Origin of the sequence: Streptomyces sp. KM273126, assembly GCF_004337435.2 — a bacterium.
Classification (GTDB): Bacteria; Actinomycetota; Actinomycetes; order Streptomycetales; family Streptomycetaceae; genus Streptomyces; species Streptomyces acidicola.
Genome location: NZ_SJXB02000002.1, coordinates 1337967 through 1355743 on the forward strand (window position 1 = coordinate 1337967; position 17777 = coordinate 1355743).

12 protein-coding genes and 1 pseudogene are annotated in these 17777 nt (G+C 71.7%); 3 read left to right on the forward strand and 10 right to left on the reverse strand.

Going from position 1 to position 17777, the window contains the following annotated elements; all coding sequences use genetic code 11:
- Nucleotides 1-61 precede the first annotated feature (61 nt).
- Together E0500_RS36510 and E0500_RS36515 are read left to right on the forward strand one after the other, a co-directional pair.
- On the forward strand, nucleotides 62-940 hold the full coding sequence (locus E0500_RS36510) for a hypothetical protein (protein WP_131562382.1): 879 nt from the start codon (nucleotides 62-64) through the stop codon (nucleotides 938-940).
- 40 nt (nucleotides 941-980) lie between these two features.
- Nucleotides 981-5642 carry a hypothetical protein gene (locus E0500_RS36515; protein ID WP_131562384.1) on the forward strand — a complete coding sequence of 1554 codons (4662 nt, stop codon included), beginning with the start codon at nucleotides 981-983 and terminating at the stop codon, nucleotides 5640-5642.
- 12 nt (nucleotides 5643-5654) lie between these two features.
- Here E0500_RS36515 and E0500_RS36520 read toward each other — a convergent pair whose 3' ends face one another.
- The 10 genes and pseudogenes from E0500_RS36520 to E0500_RS36560 form a co-directional block, all read right to left on the reverse strand.
- On the reverse strand, nucleotides 5655-7205 hold the full coding sequence (locus tag E0500_RS36520; RefSeq protein WP_131562386.1) for a GMC family oxidoreductase: 1551 nt from the start codon (nucleotides 7203-7205) through the stop codon (nucleotides 5655-5657).
- A 32-nt stretch (nucleotides 7206-7237) separates the two neighbouring features.
- Nucleotides 7238-8809 (reverse strand): APC family permease, encoded by a 1572-nt coding sequence (locus E0500_RS36525; RefSeq protein WP_131562388.1) that lies wholly within the window; start codon nucleotides 8807-8809, stop codon nucleotides 7238-7240.
- 64 nt (nucleotides 8810-8873) lie between these two features.
- Nucleotides 8874-9432: pseudogene (locus E0500_RS36530) on the reverse strand (aldehyde dehydrogenase family protein).
- Nucleotides 9429-9602 (reverse strand): hypothetical protein, encoded by a 174-nt coding sequence (locus tag E0500_RS45615; protein WP_399121083.1) that lies wholly within the window; start codon nucleotides 9600-9602, stop codon nucleotides 9429-9431. Before E0500_RS45615 ends, E0500_RS36530 begins: the two are co-directional and overlap by 4 nt.
- A gap of 26 nt (nucleotides 9603-9628) precedes the next feature.
- Entirely contained in the window at nucleotides 9629-10765 is a 1137-nt protein-coding gene (locus E0500_RS36535) for an aromatic ring-hydroxylating dioxygenase subunit alpha (RefSeq protein ID WP_131562395.1), read from the reverse strand.
- Nucleotides 10766-10872: 107 nt separating this feature from the next.
- Nucleotides 10873-12027 carry an N-methyl-L-tryptophan oxidase gene (gene solA, locus E0500_RS36540; RefSeq protein WP_181587350.1) on the reverse strand — a complete coding sequence of 385 codons (1155 nt, stop codon included), beginning with the start codon at nucleotides 12025-12027 and terminating at the stop codon, nucleotides 10873-10875.
- Between the two features lie 10 nt (nucleotides 12028-12037).
- Nucleotides 12038-14551: an FAD-dependent oxidoreductase gene (locus tag E0500_RS36545; protein WP_131564025.1), complete on the reverse strand. Its 2514-nt coding sequence runs from the start codon at nucleotides 14549-14551 to the stop codon at nucleotides 12038-12040.
- 44 nt (nucleotides 14552-14595) lie between these two features.
- Nucleotides 14596-14898 carry an MBL fold metallo-hydrolase gene (locus tag E0500_RS36550; protein WP_131564026.1) on the reverse strand — a complete coding sequence of 101 codons (303 nt, stop codon included), beginning with the start codon at nucleotides 14896-14898 and terminating at the stop codon, nucleotides 14596-14598.
- Nucleotides 14895-15980 (reverse strand): S-(hydroxymethyl)mycothiol dehydrogenase, encoded by a 1086-nt coding sequence (locus E0500_RS36555; protein ID WP_131564027.1) that lies wholly within the window; start codon nucleotides 15978-15980, stop codon nucleotides 14895-14897. Before E0500_RS36555 ends, E0500_RS36550 begins: the two co-directional genes overlap by 4 nt.
- A 323-nt stretch (nucleotides 15981-16303) precedes the next feature.
- Entirely contained in the window at nucleotides 16304-17137 is an 834-nt protein-coding gene (locus tag E0500_RS36560) for an IclR family transcriptional regulator (RefSeq protein WP_131564028.1), read from the reverse strand.
- Between the two features lie 309 nt (nucleotides 17138-17446).
- Between E0500_RS36560 and E0500_RS36565 the strand changes: the two genes are divergently transcribed.
- Nucleotides 17447-17767, forward strand: coding sequence for a bifunctional 3-phenylpropionate/cinnamic acid dioxygenase ferredoxin subunit (locus E0500_RS36565; RefSeq protein WP_131564047.1), 321 nt, complete (start codon nucleotides 17447-17449; stop codon nucleotides 17765-17767).
- The last annotated feature ends 10 nt before the right edge of the window (nucleotides 17768-17777 follow it).

Consider the following 17777-nt stretch of genomic DNA (forward strand, 5'->3'; position numbering starts at 1 on the left):
CTTTGAGGGCGCGTGCCCTCGCCCTCGTATGTCAGGTACGTGAGACCAAGGAGCCCCAACCGTGACCGAGCACGTCGAGTGGAGTGAGCCGGAAGCCGTCGCCGCTCCGGCGACCGCCGCCGTCACCCCCGCCGACGCCGCCGACGCGGCCCGGCTCGTGGCGTTCGGGCTGCAGCCGAAGCTCCAGCCCGCCCGTGACCAGCAGTACGGAGAGCTGCTGCGGCGGTACCGGGAGGACCCGCCGTTCGCCCGGCTCGCCGACGCCGTGGCCGCCGGCCTGGGACTGGTCGTCCTGGAGGTGTCCCCGCGCGCGGGGATGGCCGTCACCGCGGCCGAGGACTCCGTGTTCGCCGTGCGCATGGGGGACTACGCGCGCCGGACGTCGGCCGACGCAGGCGATCGCTTCCTGCACGGGCTGGCCCATCTCGCCGTAGCCACCCTGGCGTTCCCGCGTCCGGAGGATCTGGCCGACGACGGGTACATCGGACGCATCTCGGTCAACGGCGTCGACGCGTTCGTACGGCAGGCCTGCCGGCGGCTGGAGGAGCGGGCCGAGGAACAGGGGGAGAACACCGACCCCGCCACGGACGCGCCGGGGCTGGAGGCGGCCTGGCGGATCTGGGTCAGACGCAGTGCCACCGGGGCGACCAAGGACGCACGCAGACTGGCGGGTTCGACCACGGGCATCGTCGGCAAGGCCGTCGCGTTCCTCACCGACTCCGGGTTCCTGCAGCGGACCGGCGACGACAACGGCGGGACGTACCGGACGACCGCCCGCTACCAGCTCCAGGTGCGCGACATGGCGGGCAGCGCCGCCATGGCCGAGCTGCTGGAGCTGGGCGTCGTCCCGGTGACCGACGGCACGGCGACACTGCTGCCCGCCGAGGACACCGACGACCTGGAGCTGGTGGCCGACGCCGGGCTGCCGTTCCACTCCTGACCCCACGAACCACCGTTACGACTGCGAGAGTTCCGCCGCCATGTACGAGCTGTCCCGGGTCCGCCTCTACTCCATCGGGCCTGCCGGTGCGCGCTACGCCGACACCGTGCTGGACCTGCGGGGTGTGGGCCGGCCCGTGCCCGACCCAGCACCCCAGCAGGCGGAGTTCTTCGAGGAGGAGCCCACCGGGCCACCACGCCGTCCGGCGCCCGCGGGGGTGCTCTTCCTGGAGAACGGCGGCGGCAAGTCGGTGCTCCTCAAGCTGATCTTCTCGGTGATGCTTCCGGGCCACCGGAACACGCTCGGTGGCGCCAGCTCGGGTGTGCTGCGCAAGTTCCTGCTCGCCGACGACTGCGGGCACGTCGCCCTGGAGTGGCAGCACACGCTGACCGGTGAGTGTGTCGTGGTCGGTAAGGTGAGCGAGTGGCGGGGGCGGCAGGTCTCCAGCGATCCGCGGAAGTTCGCCGAAGCCTGGTACTCCTTCCGGCCAGGTCCCGGACTCAGCCTGGACAACCTGCCCGTCGCCGAGTCCACCGCCGTACGGCCGCCCGTCGAGGGGCAGTCGGGCGCGAAGGGCCGGCGTCGGACCATGAAGGGCTTCCGGGACGCCCTCATGGAGGCGGCCAAGGCGTACCCGCATCTCGAGGCGCACTGGGAAGAGATCCACGACCGCTGGAACGAGCACCTGACGGAGCTCGGTCTCGACCCCGAACTCTTCCGGTACCAGCGCGAGATGAACGCCGACGAGGGCGAGGCCGCCGGCCTCTTCGCGGTCAAGAAGGACTCTGACTTCACCGACCTGCTGCTGCGGGCCGTGACCGACACCCGCGACACCGACGGGCTCGCGGACCTGGTCGGCGGCTTCGGCAACAAGCTGGGCCGGCGGGCCGAGCTGATCGCCGAGCGGGACTTCACGGCGGGTTCCGTGGACCTGCTCGGCCGGATCGTGGACGCGGCCGGGGCGAGGTCACGCGCGCGGGACATCCACGCCGGCGCCGAGCGAAGGACCCGGACGCTGGCGCGGCGCCTGTCCGCACGGGCAGCCCAGGAGCGCCTGAGGGGCGCCGACCTCGCCCAGCGGGTCACCGCCGCCGCGTACGCGGTCACGCATGCCGAGAGCGCCCGCGAGCGCAGCGCCCTGATCGCGGCAGAACTCGCCTACCGGCACGCATCGTTGGCACTCGCCGCCGCCGAGAAGGCCGCGGCGGCGCAGAAGCGTGAGCTCGCCGACGCCCGTACGCTCCACTCCGCCTGGCAGGCCGCCGAGGCCGTGCTGCGCCACCGCGCGGCCGCCGACCGGGTCGCGCGCGTGGCCGCCGCGATCCGGGAGGCCGAGCGGGACGCGGCCCCGGCGCTCGCCGCCCGCGCCAAGGCCGCCGTCGACCTCGTACGCGCCCTGCACGGCGCCGCCGAGAGCGCCGAGACCCTGGCCAACGAGGGGGAGGAGCGGTCCGCCGCGCTCCAGGAGATGGGCGAGGCCGCGTACCGCGACTCGACCGCGGCCGCCACCGAGGCCCAGCGCGCCCGCAGTGAGGCCGGGCACCTGCGGCAGCGGCTCACCGAGGTCGAGCAGGAGACCGCCGAGGCCGTACGCGCGGGCTGGCTCGACGACAGCGCGCCGGACGCGGATCCCGCGCGGGCCGCGCTCGCGGCGAGCGACGCCGAGAAGACGGCCGTCGCCGCCTGGGACACCGCGCGCGAGGCCTCCCGCCGCGCCTCCGAGCGTGCCCGGGAAGCGGCCGCCACCGAATCGCGGGCCGAGCTGACCGCGGCCCGTGCCGCGGACGCGGCGACCGCCGCGGAGCGAGCGTACGCCGCGGAGCGCCGCACCGCCGAGACGCTCGCGGGGGAGGAACGGCTGGCGGAGCTGTTGGGTCTCGGCGGCGGAAAGGGCGTGCGCAAGCCGGTACCCCGGCCGCGGCGCGACGACGCGACGACCGTGGATCCCACGGGCACCGAGTCCCGCGTCACCGGCGAAGGGCCGCTCACCCCCGAGGAGCTGGACCGCTGCGCCGACGACCTCCGCGAACTCCTCGACGAGAACGTCGCCTCCGCCGAGCGCCACCTCTTCGAGCTGCGGACCGCCGCAGCCGACGACGCCCGGATCCTCGGCGCCCTCGGCGACGGCGGGCTGCTGCCGCCGGGCCCGGACGTGCTGGCCACCGTCGAGTTCCTCGGTGAGCACGGCATCCCCGCGCTGCCCGGCTGGCGCTACCTCGCCCAGGCCGTCGACCCCACCGATCACGCGCGCGTGCTGGCCGCGCGGCCGGAGCTCGTCGACGGTGTGATCATCACCGACCCGGACTCACACGCCCGGGCCCGCGCGGCGCTCTCCGACGCGGCCCTGCTGCCGAGGTCCGCGGTGGCCGTCGGCACCGCTGCCGCACTGCTCGCGCCGACCCCGGCGCTCGACGACGAGCCCAGCGGCGTCTTCGGCGTCTTCCTCGTCCCGCCGAACCCGGCCATGCACGACGAGCACGCCGCCGACGAGGAGCGGCAGGCACTGCGCGCGCGGGCGACCGAGCGGGACGAGGAGATCCGCACCCTCGCGGCACGGCTCGGCAAGGACCGGGAACTGGCGGCACGGCTCGCCTCCTGGCGCACGGGATGCCCGGCCGGACGGCTCACCGAGCTCGCCACGGCCGCCCGGGACACGCGAGCGTTCGCCGAGGAGTCCGAGGCAGAGCTCGCCGAGGCGCGCACCGCGCGAGCCGAGGCCGAGGAAGCCGCCGCCGAGGCCGCCCAGGTGCGCGACGAGCGGCAGGAGGCCGCGCAGAAGGCCCGGCGCTCCGCCGACGCCCTCGCCGGACTCGCCTACCGGCTGCGCGAGCGCTCCGGCTGGCAGGTCAAGGTGCGCGAACTCGCCGACGAGGCCGCCGAGTCGGAGACCCGCGCCCAGGTCTGCCTGGAGCGCGCCCGCGCCGCCGACGAGGACCGCCGCGCCGCCCAGCGCGGCGCCGACGACGCCCGCCGTACGGCGCGCGCCCTGCGCGCCGAGCGCGCCGAGATCGCGGGCGCCCCCGACGACGTACCGGACGACGGCACGGGCGCGCCGGAGGCGTCCCTGCCCGCCCTGCGCGAGGCGTACCGCGCCGCTTCCCAGGTGTACGAGAAGGTCGGCGTCGGCGCCGATCTGCGGGCCGAGCAGGCCCGGGCGGAGAGCGACGAGAGCGCCGCGCGCACGGACCTCGACCGGCTCAGCAACAAGGTCCGCAACCGCGCCGAGCAACTGCTTCAGTCGCCCGACGGCTCCGACGGTCCCTCCCGGCAGGCGGCCGCCGCGCGCGCGGAGGAGCTCGTGCAGCTCCTGGAGACCCGCATGTCCACCGCGAGCGAGCAACTCGGCCGGTTGCGTGGCGAGGCCGAGCGGCACGCGCCCGAGGACGGCGAGGCACACACCGAGCCGCCCGAGGAGCTGGTCCCGCGCGACGCCGACCACGCCCAGGCCCTGCTGCGCACCGCCACCGCCGAACTCGCCTCTCACACCGAGGCGTTGGCGCAGGCCCGCGAGGCCCATGCCGAACTGCTCGACGCCCACCGCGCCGCCGAGGACGCGGCCGGCGGCTTCGACGAGACGGCCGCCCTGCTCCGCGACCTCCTCCGTGAGCACGCGAGCGACGAGGAGCAGGAGCAGCCCGAGCCGTACCCCGGCGGCCCCGAAGAGGCTCGCAGGGCCGCTGCCGAAGCCCGGCGCTCGCTGCGCGGCTGCGCCGCCGACCTGTCCGCCGCCGAGGCCGCCGTGCGCGAGGCCGGCGACATCCTCGTACGGCATGCCAACTCCACGCGCTACGAGCAGGTCCGTACGCCCGCCCGCCAGCAGATCCGTGAGCTGCCCGCGTCCGCGCTGCCCGAGCACGCGCAGAAGTGGGCGGACGCCTTCGCGCCCCGGCTCCGGGTCCTCACGGACGAGCTGGAGCAGCTGGAGCGCAACCGGGACTCGATCGTGGACCGGTTGCGGGGCCTGGTGGAGTCGGCCCTGGCCACCCTCCGGTCCGCCCAGCGGCTGTCCCGGCTCCCCGAGGGGCTCGGCGAATGGTCGGGACAGGAGTTCCTGCGCATCCGCTTCGAGGAGCCCGACCAGGCCACCCTCACCGAACGGCTCGGCGAGGTCATCGACGAGGCCACCCGCGCCGCCGTCAAGAAGAACTCCGACCTGCGCCGCGACGGTATGTCCCTGCTGCTCAGAGGGGTCGGCGCGGCCCTCCAGCCCAAGGGCGTCGCCGTCGAGATCCTCAAGCCGGACGCCGTGCTGCGTGCCGAGCGCGTGCCCGTCGGCCAGATGGGAGACGTGTTCTCGGGTGGCCAGCTGCTCACGGCCGCCATCGCCCTCTACTGCACGATGGCCGCGCTGCGCAGCAATGACCGGGGCCGCGACAAGCACCGGCACGCGGGCACGCTGTTCCTGGACAACCCGATCGGGCGGGCGAACGCGACGTATCTGCTGGAGCTCCAGCGGGCGGTGTCGGACGCGCTGGGTGTCCAGCTCCTCTACACCACGGGACTCTTCGACACGACCGCGCTGGCCGAGTTCCCGCTGGTCATCCGTCTCCGCAACGACGCCGACCTGCGCGCCGGCCTCAAGTACATCCGGGTGGAGGAGCACCTCCGCCCGGGACTGCCGGAGCAGCCCCGGGCAGGAGAGGCGGTACACAGCGAGATCACGGCGACGAGGATGTACAAACGCCCGGCCGGCGCCCCGTGATCCACGTCGGCCTCAGGCGTCGGCTTTCAGCAGATCCGCGCACTTCTCGCCGATCATCATCGTCGTGATGCACGGATTGACCGTGACGAGATCCGGCATCACCGACCCGTCCGCGACCCGCAGACCCTCGACCCCCTTGACGCGCAGCCGCGTGTCGAGCGGGGCCGAGGCGTCGTCGTCCGCACCCATCCTCACGGTGCAGGACGGGTGGTAGACGGTGTTGTGGGTCTTGCGGATGTAGTCGAGCAGCTCCTCGTCGGTCCGCACGTCCGGCCCGGGAGCCAGTTCGGCGCCCGCCCAGCCGCTCAGCGCGGGCTGCCCGGCGATGCTACGCGCCAGACGAAGCCCGTACGTCATCACCCGCACATCGTGCTCGTGAGTGAAGTACCGCGGGTCGACCCTCGGCTTGTCCCGGTAGTCGCGGGTACGCAACCGCACCGTCCCCCTCGACCGCGCACGCGTCACGTTCGGCGTGAGGCAGAACGCGTTCTCCGAGGTCGGGTAGCCGTGCCGTGCGGTGTTCATGTCGAACGGCACCGAGCCGTAGTGGAACATCAGGTCGGGCCGGTCGAGGCCCGGTTCGGTGTCGTAGAAGATGCCCGCCTCCCACCACTGGCTGGACGTGGTGGTCATCGGCCGGCGGGCCTCCCACATGATCACGCCCTCGGGGTGGTCCTGGAGGTTCTCGCCGACGCCCGCGGAGTCCACGACGACCTCGACGCCCACCTCGCGCAGGTGCTCGGCGGGACCGATGCCCGACAGCATCAGCAGCTTCGGGGTGTCGATCGCGCCGCAGGAGACGATGACCTCGCGCCGCGCCCGTACCGTCCGGCTGTGGATCAGGTCCGGGTCCAGGTACTCGGCGCCCACGCACCGGCGGCCCTGAAGCACCAGCTTCTTGGCGCGCACCCCGGTCCGTACGTCCAGGTTGGGCCGCTTGTCCATGACCGGGTGGAGGTACGCCACCGAGGAGGACTGGCGGATGTTGTTCTCGTCGGAGTTGATCTGGAACCAGTTGGCGCCCCGGATCACGGTCCGTCCGGTGTTGAACGCCGTGGTCGGGATGCCGGCCTGGGCGCATGCCTCCAGCAGGGCGGTGCCGCACGGATCGTCGCCCTTCAGGGTGCGCAGCCTCACGGGGCCCGTACGGCCGTGGTGTGCGCCGGGCGCGTCGTTGTTCTCCAGCCGCCGGTAGAGCGGGAAGATGTCGGCGGCGCTCCAGCCCGTACAGCCCGCCGCCGCCCAGCCGTCGAGGTCCTCGGCGGGTGCCCAGAAGGCGATGCAGGAGTTGTGGGAGGAGCAGCCGCCGAGCACCTTGGCGCGGGCGTGCCGCATGAAGCTGTTGCCGCCGGCCTGTGGCTCGACCGGATAGTCCCAGTCGTAGCCGGACTCCAGCAGGCCCATCCAGCGGTCCAGTCTGAGGATGGCGTCGTCGCCGACGTCGCTGGGCCCCGCCTCCAGGACGCACACGGTGACGGACGGGTCCTCGGAGAGCCGGGCCGCTACCACGTTGCCCGCGGTGCCGCCGCCGACCACGACGTAGTCGAATTCGTCTGCCTGCACCGGGGAATCGACCTCCTTGAGTAGCCCTGCCATCAGTCGGTCGTCGGCGAGGCGGCGGGCGGGACAGCCGGGGCCACGTCGCCCTGAAGCCGGTGCTCCGCCAGCACGCCGGTCCTGTGCCGCTGCACGAACCAGTAGTAGGCGAAGCCGCCGCCCGCGATGATCGCGACGAACAGGACCGCACCCCATCGCAGGTACCAGTGGAACGGGGCGGTCGCGTTGTAGACCGAGGCCCGGGGCCAGATCAGGTTGAGGGTCATGGCCGCCCCCCACACCACGGCCAGGACGTTGACGAGCAGACCCCAGCGGCCCAGCGAGAACCGGCCGTCGCCCGCCGGCTGCCACGTCCCGCGCAGCCGGGCCAGCAGCATCGGCACGGTGACGCCCAGGTAGGCGAGGTAGATCATGATGATGCCGATGCTGGTGACGACCGTGAAGATCTGCGGCTGGCGGATGTTGACCACGAGGATCGCCAGCGCCAGGAGCCCGATGATCACGGTCGGCAGCACCGGCGTCTGGAAGCGCGGGTGGCACTTGGCCAGCCGTGAGGACGCGGGCAGGTTGTTGTCGCGGGCCATGGCGAACGCCAGCCGGACCGCGGCCGTGTGGACGGCCAGGGCGCAGACCGTGACCGCGATCAGCACGCACCACAGCATCGCCTTGCCGGCCGTCGGACCGAGCACGTCGAGCACGACGTACTGCAGGCCGTCCGTGGACAGCTTCTCGCCCTTCAGGCTGGAGACGCTCATCAGGGCCAGCAGCAGGATCAGCCCGCCGAGTACGAAGGAGGCGACGATGGCCCGGATGATCGCGCGTGGTGCGTTGCGGGTCGGGTCCAGGGACTCCTCGCCGAGCGAGGCGGCGGTGTCGAAGCCGTACATGACGTACGCGGACGCGAGCGAGGCCACGAGGAACGCGCCCAGGTACCCGGCGCCGTAACCCGCGCCGGTGCCGTTCGTCTCCATGACCACCTGCGGACCGCGCGTGATGTGCACGGCGAACAGCACGATCAGGACGACTGTGGCGATGAGTTCGATGAAGACGCCCGCCGTGTTGATGGTGGCCATCAGCTTGACGCCGAAGGCGTTCACCAGCGTGGTGAACAGGATCAGCACGGCGGCCAGGATCACCGCGTTCGTCGCGACGTCGTACGTGCCGGTGCCGTCCCCGACGATCTGGAACACGTCGGAGATCTGCGGCAGCGTCAGCTGGTAGGCGAGCGCCACCGCCGAGATGGACACGATCGAGGCGATCAGCATCATCCAGCCCGCGAGCCAGCCCAGGTGCGGGTTGCCTATTTTCTTCGACCAGTTGTAGACGGAGCCCGCCACCGGGTAGCGGGCGGCCAGCTCGGCGAAGCAGAGCGCGACCATGAACTGGCCGGCGAAGACCATCGGCCACGACCACCAGTAGGCGGGGCCGCCGCTGCCGTAGCCGAAGTAGAACAGCTGGAAGGTGCCGGTCAGGATGGAGATGTAGCTGATGCCGGCGGCGAAGGTGTGGAAGTTGCCGAGGGTGCGCTTCAGTTCGGGCCGGTAACCGAACTCGGCGAGTTCGGCGTCGTCCTGGCCCCGTGGGCCTCTTGGGTGATCGGTTGTCGTCATGAGCTGACTCCTGGAGGAGGGAGGGGGAGCGGCTCGTGCGGGCGCCGTGATCAATGAAGGGGTTCTACGCGGGGCTCCTGGTGGTCCGCGAGGCCAATTGGCGGATTGTTACGAAGAGTTGAGCGAGGGTTGGGCGAACCAACCCTGCGGCGAGGGGTCGGTGTTCCGCCAGATGTCCTTCGCCTCGCGGTACTCGGCGAGCCCCCGACGGCCTCAGTTCGCGACCGAAGCCGGACTGCTTGAACCCACCCCACTCGGCCTGCGGGACGTACGGGTGGTACTCGTTGATCCAGATCGTGCCGATCCGCAGCCGGGCCACCCCCGCTGTGTCTTCGCCTCGTCGGTGGTCCAGACGGCGCCCGCGAGACCGTAGACGGTGGCGTTGGCCAGCCCGCACCGCCTCGTCCTCGCCACTGAACCGCTCCACGGTCAGCACCGGCCCGAACGATGCCTCCTGGACCACGGACATCGAGCCGTCGCACTCGTCCAGGACGGTCGGCGGATAGTAGTTACCCCTCGTCGAGCCCTTCCGGACGCGCGCCCCCGCACCGCAGGACCGCGCCCTCCTCCAGGCCCCTGGCGACGTACGCCTCGACCTTCGCGCGGTGCTCCGCTGAGATCAGCGGCCCGGTCTGTGCCCGCTCGTCGAACGGCCGCCGAGCCGGATCTCCCTGGTCCGGCGTACGACCTCGTCGACGACGGCGACGAGCGATCCGTCGGCGGGACAGCGGATCTCCCGGGTGCGCCCGTCGAGAGCGCCCACCCAACTGTCGTCAACGAACAGGTCCGGCACTGCCGCCTCCCAGGGTGTCGTACGGCTCAGGCATCGTCGCCTCCCAGCTTCCGGATCAGCCACTCGTGGAAGGTCCCGATGTGGTGCTCGCTGGGCACCAGCACACCGCCCTTCCGGTACGCACGGGACGCCATGGCGGGCTGCGTCCGCTCACACGCCGCGAAGTCCTGGGCGTTGACCCGGTGGAACAGTTCCACCGACTTCGTCACATCCACACCGGACTCGACGACCTCCGGCGCGTACAGCCAGTCGCACTCGACGACCGTGCGGTCCTCGGCCATCGGGAACATGCGGTGCAGGATGACGTGGTCCGGGACGAGGTTGATGAAGACCGTCGGCTTCACCGTGATCGCGTAGTAGCGGCGGTCCTGGTCGTCGGCAAGGGCGGGCAGCTTCGCGAAGCCCTCGCTGCCGTCGACCGTGAAGCCCTGGATGTCCTCGCCGAACTCGGCGCCGTGGCCCACGTAGTACTGGGCCGCGTACCCCTCCGCGAACTCCGGGAGGACATCGGTGAGTTCGGGATGGATCGTCGCGCAGTGGTAGCACTCCATGAAGTTCTCGACGATCAGCTTCCAGTTCGCCTTCACGTCGTAGACGATGCGCTTGCCGAGGGCGAGGTTCTCGGTGCCGTAGTGCTCGATGGCCGCCGCGTCGCCGAGCCGCTCCACGGCCGCGCCCGTCACCGTCTCCTCGAAGGAGGGCGGCTCGTCGGCCAGGCACACCCAGGCGTAGCCGAGCCACTCCCGCAGCGCGACCTTGACCAGGCCGAACTCGACCCGGTCCACGTCCGGCATCTTGACCAGGTTCGGGGCGGCCACCAGCCTGCCGTCGAGGTCGTACGTCCAAGCGTGGTACGGGCACTGGAGGGCGCGCCGGACCTCGCCGGCCTCCTCCATGCACAGCCGGGCCCCGCGATGGCGGCAGATGTTCAGGAAGGCGCGCAGTTCGCCCGTGCGGGAGCGGGTGATCAGGACGTTCTCCCGGCCGACCTGCACGGTCCGGAAGGCGCCCGGCCCGGCGAGGTCCGCGGAGCGGATCGCGCAGAACCACAGCGACTCGAAGAGACGTTCCTGCTCCTGCCGGAAGATGTCCGGGGCGGTGTAGTAGTGACCCGGCAGCGTCGCGATCAGGCTCGCCGGGAGCTGGTGCGGGACGGCCGGAATCGCGGTGGTGACCGGGCTCTCGGTGGTGACCGGGCTCTGGGCTGCGACCGGGGTCCCGGGGACGAGCGGGCTCTCGGGGGCGGGGGTCGTCGTCACGTGCGTACTCCTCAGGCGGGCGCGGCGGCGAGGCGGGTGGGGTCGAACAAGCCGATCGGGTGGGCGGTGGTGCCGGTCAGGGCGAGATCGGCGACGATCTCCCCGACCACGGGCACGAACTTGAAGCCGTGCCCGGAGAACCCGCACGCCACGGTCACCGACTCCGGGTGCGCGGGGTGGCGGGAGATGACGAAGTGCTCGTCGGGGGTGTTGGAGTACATACAGGTGGCGGCCTTGAGGAAGGCGCCGGGGAGGTCCGGGATGCAGCGCGACATATGGTCCGCCATGGCCCGGACCTCGTGATCGTGGACCGTCCGGTCGATGGTCTCGGGAGTGGTGACCTCTCCCTTGCGGAAGAAGGCGACCTTGGCGCCGAGGTCGGGCCCGTCGATGGACGGGAAACCGTAGACCTGGACTCCCTCCGCGTCCTCCCAGATGTAGACGGGGTGGTTCTCGGGCACGAACGGGCCGACACCGCCCCGCGGCTGGAACCAGTACATGACCTGCCGCTCGATCGTGAACGGCACCCCGAGATCGGTGAGCAGCCGCGGCGCCCACGCGCCCGGGCAGATCACCAACTGGCCGGCTGTGTACGTGTTCTCGGCGGTGTGGACGCGCACACCGTCCCGGTACCGTTCCCAGCGGACCATCGGCTCCTCGAAGTGCAGGTCTGCGCCCTGCCGGGTGGCCAGCTGGAGGTGGGCGGCGACCATGTTCTCGGGGCGGACCAGGCCGGCCTTCTTCTCGTAGAGCGCGACCTCGTAGTCCTGGGGCGTGAGCGTCGGGAAGCGGCGGCGGATCTCGGCCGCGTCCAGCATCTCGTGCGGCAGGTCCCACTGCTGGGCGGAGCGCACGGAGCCGGAGACGGTCCGGGAGTCCGGGCGCCCGATCATCACGCCACCGCACAGGACGGCGATGTCCCGGCCGGTCGCGCGCTCGACCTCCTCGTACAGCTCGTACGCGCGCAGCAGCAGCGGGACGTACGCCGGGTCCTCGAAGTAGGACTGCCGGGTGACCCGTGAACCGCCGTGGCTGGAGCCGCGGTTGTGCACCGGGCCGAACTTCTCCAGGCCGAGCACGCGGGCACCGCGCGCCGACAGATGGTGGGCGGCGGCACTGCCCATGCCGCCGAGACCGACCACGATCACGTCGTAACTGGGGGACATCAGGGGCCTCCTACCGGCGGATCCGGGTCATCTTCGGGTCGAAGAGGGGCTCTTCGGCGACGGTCGCGGGGACCTTCTCGCCGAAGTACTCGATGTGCACGGTCGTCCCGGTGGCGAGCGGGGGCAGCCAGGCGTACGCGATACAGCGGCCCAGCGTGTAGCCGTACGACGCGCTGGTGACGTACCCGACGGGAGCGCCGTCCACGTGGACGGGTTCCTTGCCGAGGACGACGGAGGCGGGGTCGTCGAGGAGGAGCGGGGTGAGCCTGCGGGGCGCGTCGGGCCGGTCCCGCAGTGCCTCCTGCCCCACGAAGCCGTTCTTGTCCATGCGGACGGCGAAACCGAGGCCCGCCTCGTACGGGTTGTGCTCGTCGGTCATGTCGACGCCCCAGGCGCGGTAACCCTTCTCCAGCCGCAGGGAGTTGAAGGCCGAACGCCCCGCCGCGACCACGCCGTGCTCCCGGCCCGCCTCCCAGAGCGTGTCCCACAGGCGCAGGCCCAGGTCCGCGCTGGTGTACAGCTCCCAGCCGAGCTCGCCGACATAACTCAGGCGCATCGCGGTGACCGGGACATGCCCGATGTATGTCTCCTTCGCGCGGAAGTAGCCGAAGCCCTCGTGGGAGAAGTCGTCGCGGGTCAGCGGCTGCACGAGTTCCCGGGCGAGCGGTCCCCAGACGCCGATGCAGCAGGTGCCGGAGGTGATGTCCCTCAGATGAACGTCGTCAGGCGCGTGCCGGAGGAGCCAGTCGAGGTCGGCCGGGGAGTTGGCGCCCACCTGGAAACGGTCCGGGGCCAGCCGGGCCACGGTCAGGTCCGAGCGCACGCCGCCCGTCTCGTCCAGGAGCAGGGTGTAGGTGACGGCGCCGGGCTTCTTGCGGAGGTTGTTGCTGGTCATGCGGTCGAGGAAGGCGAGGGCACCCGGGCCGGTGACCTCCAGGCGGCGCAGCGGCGTCATGTCGTACAGCGCGACCTTCTCGCGTGTGGCCTTCGCCTCGGCCGCCGCGATCGGTGACCAGTAGCGGGCCGACCAGGTGTCCCGTTCGGGGAGCCCTTCGAGCGTGTCCACGAGCGGGGCGTTCGCCTCGTACCAGTGCGGGCGCTCCCAGCCGCCGCCCTCCAGGAAGAAGGCGCCGAGCTCCTGCTGCCGGGCGTGAAAGGGGCTGACGCGCAGCGGGCGCGGGTCCTCCATCGGCTGGAGGGGGTGCAGGACGTCGTACACCTCGACGAACTGCCGGCAGCCGCGCTCGCGGACGTACGACGGTGAGCGCTGGGCGTCCTCGAAGCGGGCGAGGTCGCATTCGTGCACGTCGATGGAGGGGCGTCCGTCGACCATCCACTCGGCCACGGCCCTGGCGGCCCCGGCGGAGTGGGTGACCCACACGGCCTCGGCCAGCCAGAAGCCCCTCAGCGTCCGGGACTCGCCGAGGACCGGCATGCCGTCCGGGGTGAAGGAGAAGACACCGTTGAAGCCCTCCTCGATCCCGGACCCGCGCAGGGTCGGCATCAGCCGGCGGCAGTCGTCCCAGCTGGGAGCCCAGTCGTCCTCGGTGAAGGGGAACGAAGAGGGCATGTCCATGCTCTGGGCCCTGGCCTCGTCGTAGGCGAGGACCGCGAACGGGTCGACGGGGAGGGGCTGGTGGGCGTAGGAGCCGATGCCGATACGGTCGTGGTGCTCCCGGAAGTAGAGGTCGCGGTCCTGGAAGCGGAGGATCGGCTTCGAGGCTTCGGCCGCGGCCCCGGCCAACTCGGGGAGCGGTTGTGTCTTCGCGTACTGGTGCGCGAGCGGCTGGAGCGGTACGTCGACTCCGGCCATACGGCCGATGACCGGGCCCCAGAAGCCGGCCGCCGAGACGACGCGGTCGGCGGGGAAGGTGCCCCGATCGGTGACGACCGCGGTGACCTTGCCGTTCTGCTGCTCGATGCCGGTGACCGTGTGGCGGTCCAGGAAGCGGGCGCCGCGGCCGGTCGCCCGTTCCTCCTGCGCGCGGGCCGCGAGGAGCGCGCGGGCCAGACCGTCGTCGGGGGTGTGGAAGCCGCCCAGGACGAGCGACTCGTCGATGAGCGGCCAGAGCTCCTTGCAGCGGGCCGCGCTCACGACCTCGCCGCGGATGCCCCAGGAGGCGGCGTAGCCGGCCCGGCGGTGCAGCTCGGCCAGGCGCTCGGGGGTGGTCGCCAGTTCCAGGCCGCCGACCTGGTTGAAGCAGGAGACTCCGTCCACTTCGAGCGAGCCGAACTTCTCGACGGTGTACTTGGCGAACGCGGCGAGCGTTTTGGACGGGCTGGTCTGGAAGACGAGGCCTGGCGCGTGTGAGGTGGAGCCGCCCGGGGCGGGCAGGGGCCCCTGTTCGAGCACGGTGACGTCGGTCCACCCGCGGGCGGTCAGCTCGTCGGCCAGGGAGCAGCCGACGATGCCGGCACCGACGATGACGACCTTGGGGCCGGGCGGGCGGGCTTCGGGAGCGGAGCTGTTCTCGGGAGCGGAGCCGGTTCCGGGAGCGGAGCCGTTTTCGGGCGTGCTGGACATGCCCCTCCTTGCCGGGGTGGGGAGTGAAGGCGCTGGGGAGTCGCTCAGGCGGCGGGAACGTGGTGGCGCTCGGCGGCGATCGTCGTGTCCTGGCCGTGCCTGGTGTGGACGACGCTGTCACCGGGCAGCGTGAGGAGCCGCTCGCGGAGGGAGGCCTCGGTGGTGGGACGGTCCGGGTACGAGCGGCCGGTGGCGCCCGGGCCACCGTGGAAGAGGGCGTCCCCGGTGAACACCGCGTCGTCGCCGACGAGCCGGACGTTGTCGTCGACGTCGAAGGTCTCGCCGTCGAGGCTGAACGTCCCCGAGGTGACGACCCGTTCGACGCGGACCGGGCCCCTCCCCGTCACAGGACCACCACCGACCGCAGCACCTCGCCCCGGTGCATCTTCGTGAACGCCTCCTCGACCTGGTCGAGGGTGATCGTCTCGCTGACGAACGCGTTGAGGTCCAGCAGCCCGTACAGGTACTGGTCGATCAGGAACGGGAAGTCGCGGCTCGGCAGACAGTCCCCGTACCAGGACGACTTGATGGCGCCGCCGCGTGAGAACACGTCGATCAGCGGGAGTTCGACCTTCATGTCCGGCGAGGGGACGCCGACCTGGACGAGCAGGCCCGCGTGGTCACGCATGGAGAACGCCTGCTTGAACGTCTCGGGGCGGCCCACCGCGTCGATCGCGATGTCGACGCCGAAGCCGTCGGTGAGCGCGCGGACCGCCTCGACCGGGTCCGTACCACGGGAGTTGACGGTGTGCGTGGCGCCGAACTTCTCCGCCTGGTCGAGCTTCTTGTCGTCGATGTCGACGGCGATGACCTTCATGGCGCCGTTCAGGCAGGCACCCGCGATGGCCGCGTTGCCGACGCCGCCGCAGCCGATGACGGCGACCGAGTCGCCGCGCCCCACCTGGCCCGTGTTGACCGCGGCGCCGTATCCGGCCATCACTCCGCAGCCGATGAGACCCGCGGCCTCCGGGCGGGCCGCCGCGTTGATCCTCACCGCCTGACCGGCCGCGACCAGGGTCTTCTCGGCGAAGGCGCCGATGCCGAGCGCGTTGGTGAGCGGGGTGCCGTCGAGGAGCGTCATCGGCTGGGTGGCGTTGCGGGAGTCGAAGCAGTACCAGGGGCGGCCGCGGCGACAGGAGCGACAGCTGCCACAGGGGGCGCGCCAGGCCAGGACCACGTAGTCGCCTGGCTTGAGGTCGGTGACGCCCTCGCCGACCGCTTCGATCGTGCCGGCCGCCTCGTGCCCCAGCAGGAACGGGAAGTCGTCGGTGATCGCGCCCTCCCGGTAGTGGAGGTCGGTGTGGCAGACCCCGCAGGCCTGGACGGTGACGAGCACCTCTCCTGGACCGGGATCGGGGACGACGATCGTCCGCACCTCAACGGGTGCGCCCCTTTTGACAGCGACTACGGCACGGACCTCGTGGGGCACGACAGGCTCCTCTGCTGTTGCGCAGTACACGATGGGTTGCGCGATGAGAGACATATTGAGAACGGCGTCATGGAGCCGTCAAGAGGGTGGGGTTAACCCTTGGCAAAAGGAGTGGGCCGGGCGAAACCTGTCGGACACACGGCAGCGCGGGACCAGGAGATTCCTGGTCCCGCGCTGCGTTCGACGTCCGCCGCGGCCTCCGCCGGACGTCGTAGTCGTGTTGTGCGGGCCCCTGCCGGATGCGCCCTCGGGAGCGGATACGCCCTCAGGAACCGTGCGGCGCCCGAAGGGCTGGATGCGTCTTCAGAAGCCCTGGCGCGCCTTCAGAAGCCGTACCCCATACGCCGGGACAGTTCGGCCCCGGCCGCCACGGTGCGCTTGGCCATCTCCGGCAGTCGGTCCGGGGTGAGCCGGTAGACCGGTCCCGAGACGCTGATCGCGCCGATCACCTTGCCGTCGTGCGACCGCACCGGCGCCGCCACCGCGGCCAGGCCGAGCTCCAACTCCTCGACGGTGACGCCGTAGCCCTGCTCGACCACGGCCTCCAGCTCGGCGCGGAGCATGGACGTGCCCGTGATCGTGCGCTCCGTGAAGCGCGGCAGCGTGCGGGCGAGGAAGCCCTCGCGCAACGTGGATGGCATGTGCGCGAGCAGGACCTTTCCGCTGGACGTGGCGTGCAGGGGGGTGCGCCTGCCCGGCCAGTTCTGCGCCGTGACGGACGCGGTGCCGCGGACCTGCATGATGTTGACCGCCGCGTCGTCGTCGAGCACCGCGATGTTGGCGGTCTCGCCCAGCTCGTCGGCGACTTCGCGGCAGACGGGAACGCCTTCCTGGGAGATGTCCAGGCGCACTGCCGCCGCCCCCGCGAGGCGCAGTACGCCGGCGCCCAGGTAGTACTTGCCGCGGTCCTTCTCCTGGGCCACCAGGCCGCGGTTCTCCAGCACGCCGAGCAGCCGGAACGCGGTGGACTTGTGCACGTCCAGCTCGTCGGCGATCTCGGTGACGCCCGCCTCGCCGTGCCGGGCGAGGATCTCCAGCACGCTCACGGCGCGGTCCACCGACTGGACGGCGCTGCCCGAGCCCCTGCCGTTCTGCTGCCTCTCCGGATTCTCGGCGTGCGCCTCGCTTCGCTCGGGTCGCTTCTGCGTGGGGGTCATGGGTCAACTCTCACCACCTGACGGCCCTCTTTGGGCCGCATCTGCGGGAAACTCTTGACGCGATGGTTGTCCCGCCCGGATTCTGTTGCGCATAGCGCTCCTTCGCGCGCTATATGAAACATCATTTTACCGAAGAGTCCCGGACCGCCAAGGTCCCGCACAGCCGGAACCACCGCAGATCCGCAGATCCGCTCCGTCCTGACCCTGCGGAACACCGCTGCACCTCTGGACCAACGACGGTCCGCACTCTCTGACTGCATGGACCAACAAGGTCCCGGACCGCGCGTCCCGGACCTGGAGGGGGGCCACGTGATACCCGTCTGCCGTCTTGAAGACCTCCCCATGGGCGAGTCCGTCCGTATCGACACCACACCGCCCATCGCCGTGTTCAACGCCGACGGTGAGCTCTACGCCGTCGACGACACCTGCACCCACCAGGACGCCTCCCTGTCGGAGGGCTGGCTGGAGGGCTGTCTGGTCGAATGCCCGCTCCACGCCGCGTCATTCGACCTCCGCACGGGGAAGCCCACCTGCCTTCCCGCCCGCCGCCCCGTCCGTACGCACCGGGTGAGCGTGGAGGACGGCGTCGTCCATGTGCACCTCACGATCGAGGAGGGGACGGCGGCGTGAGCGGGAGGAC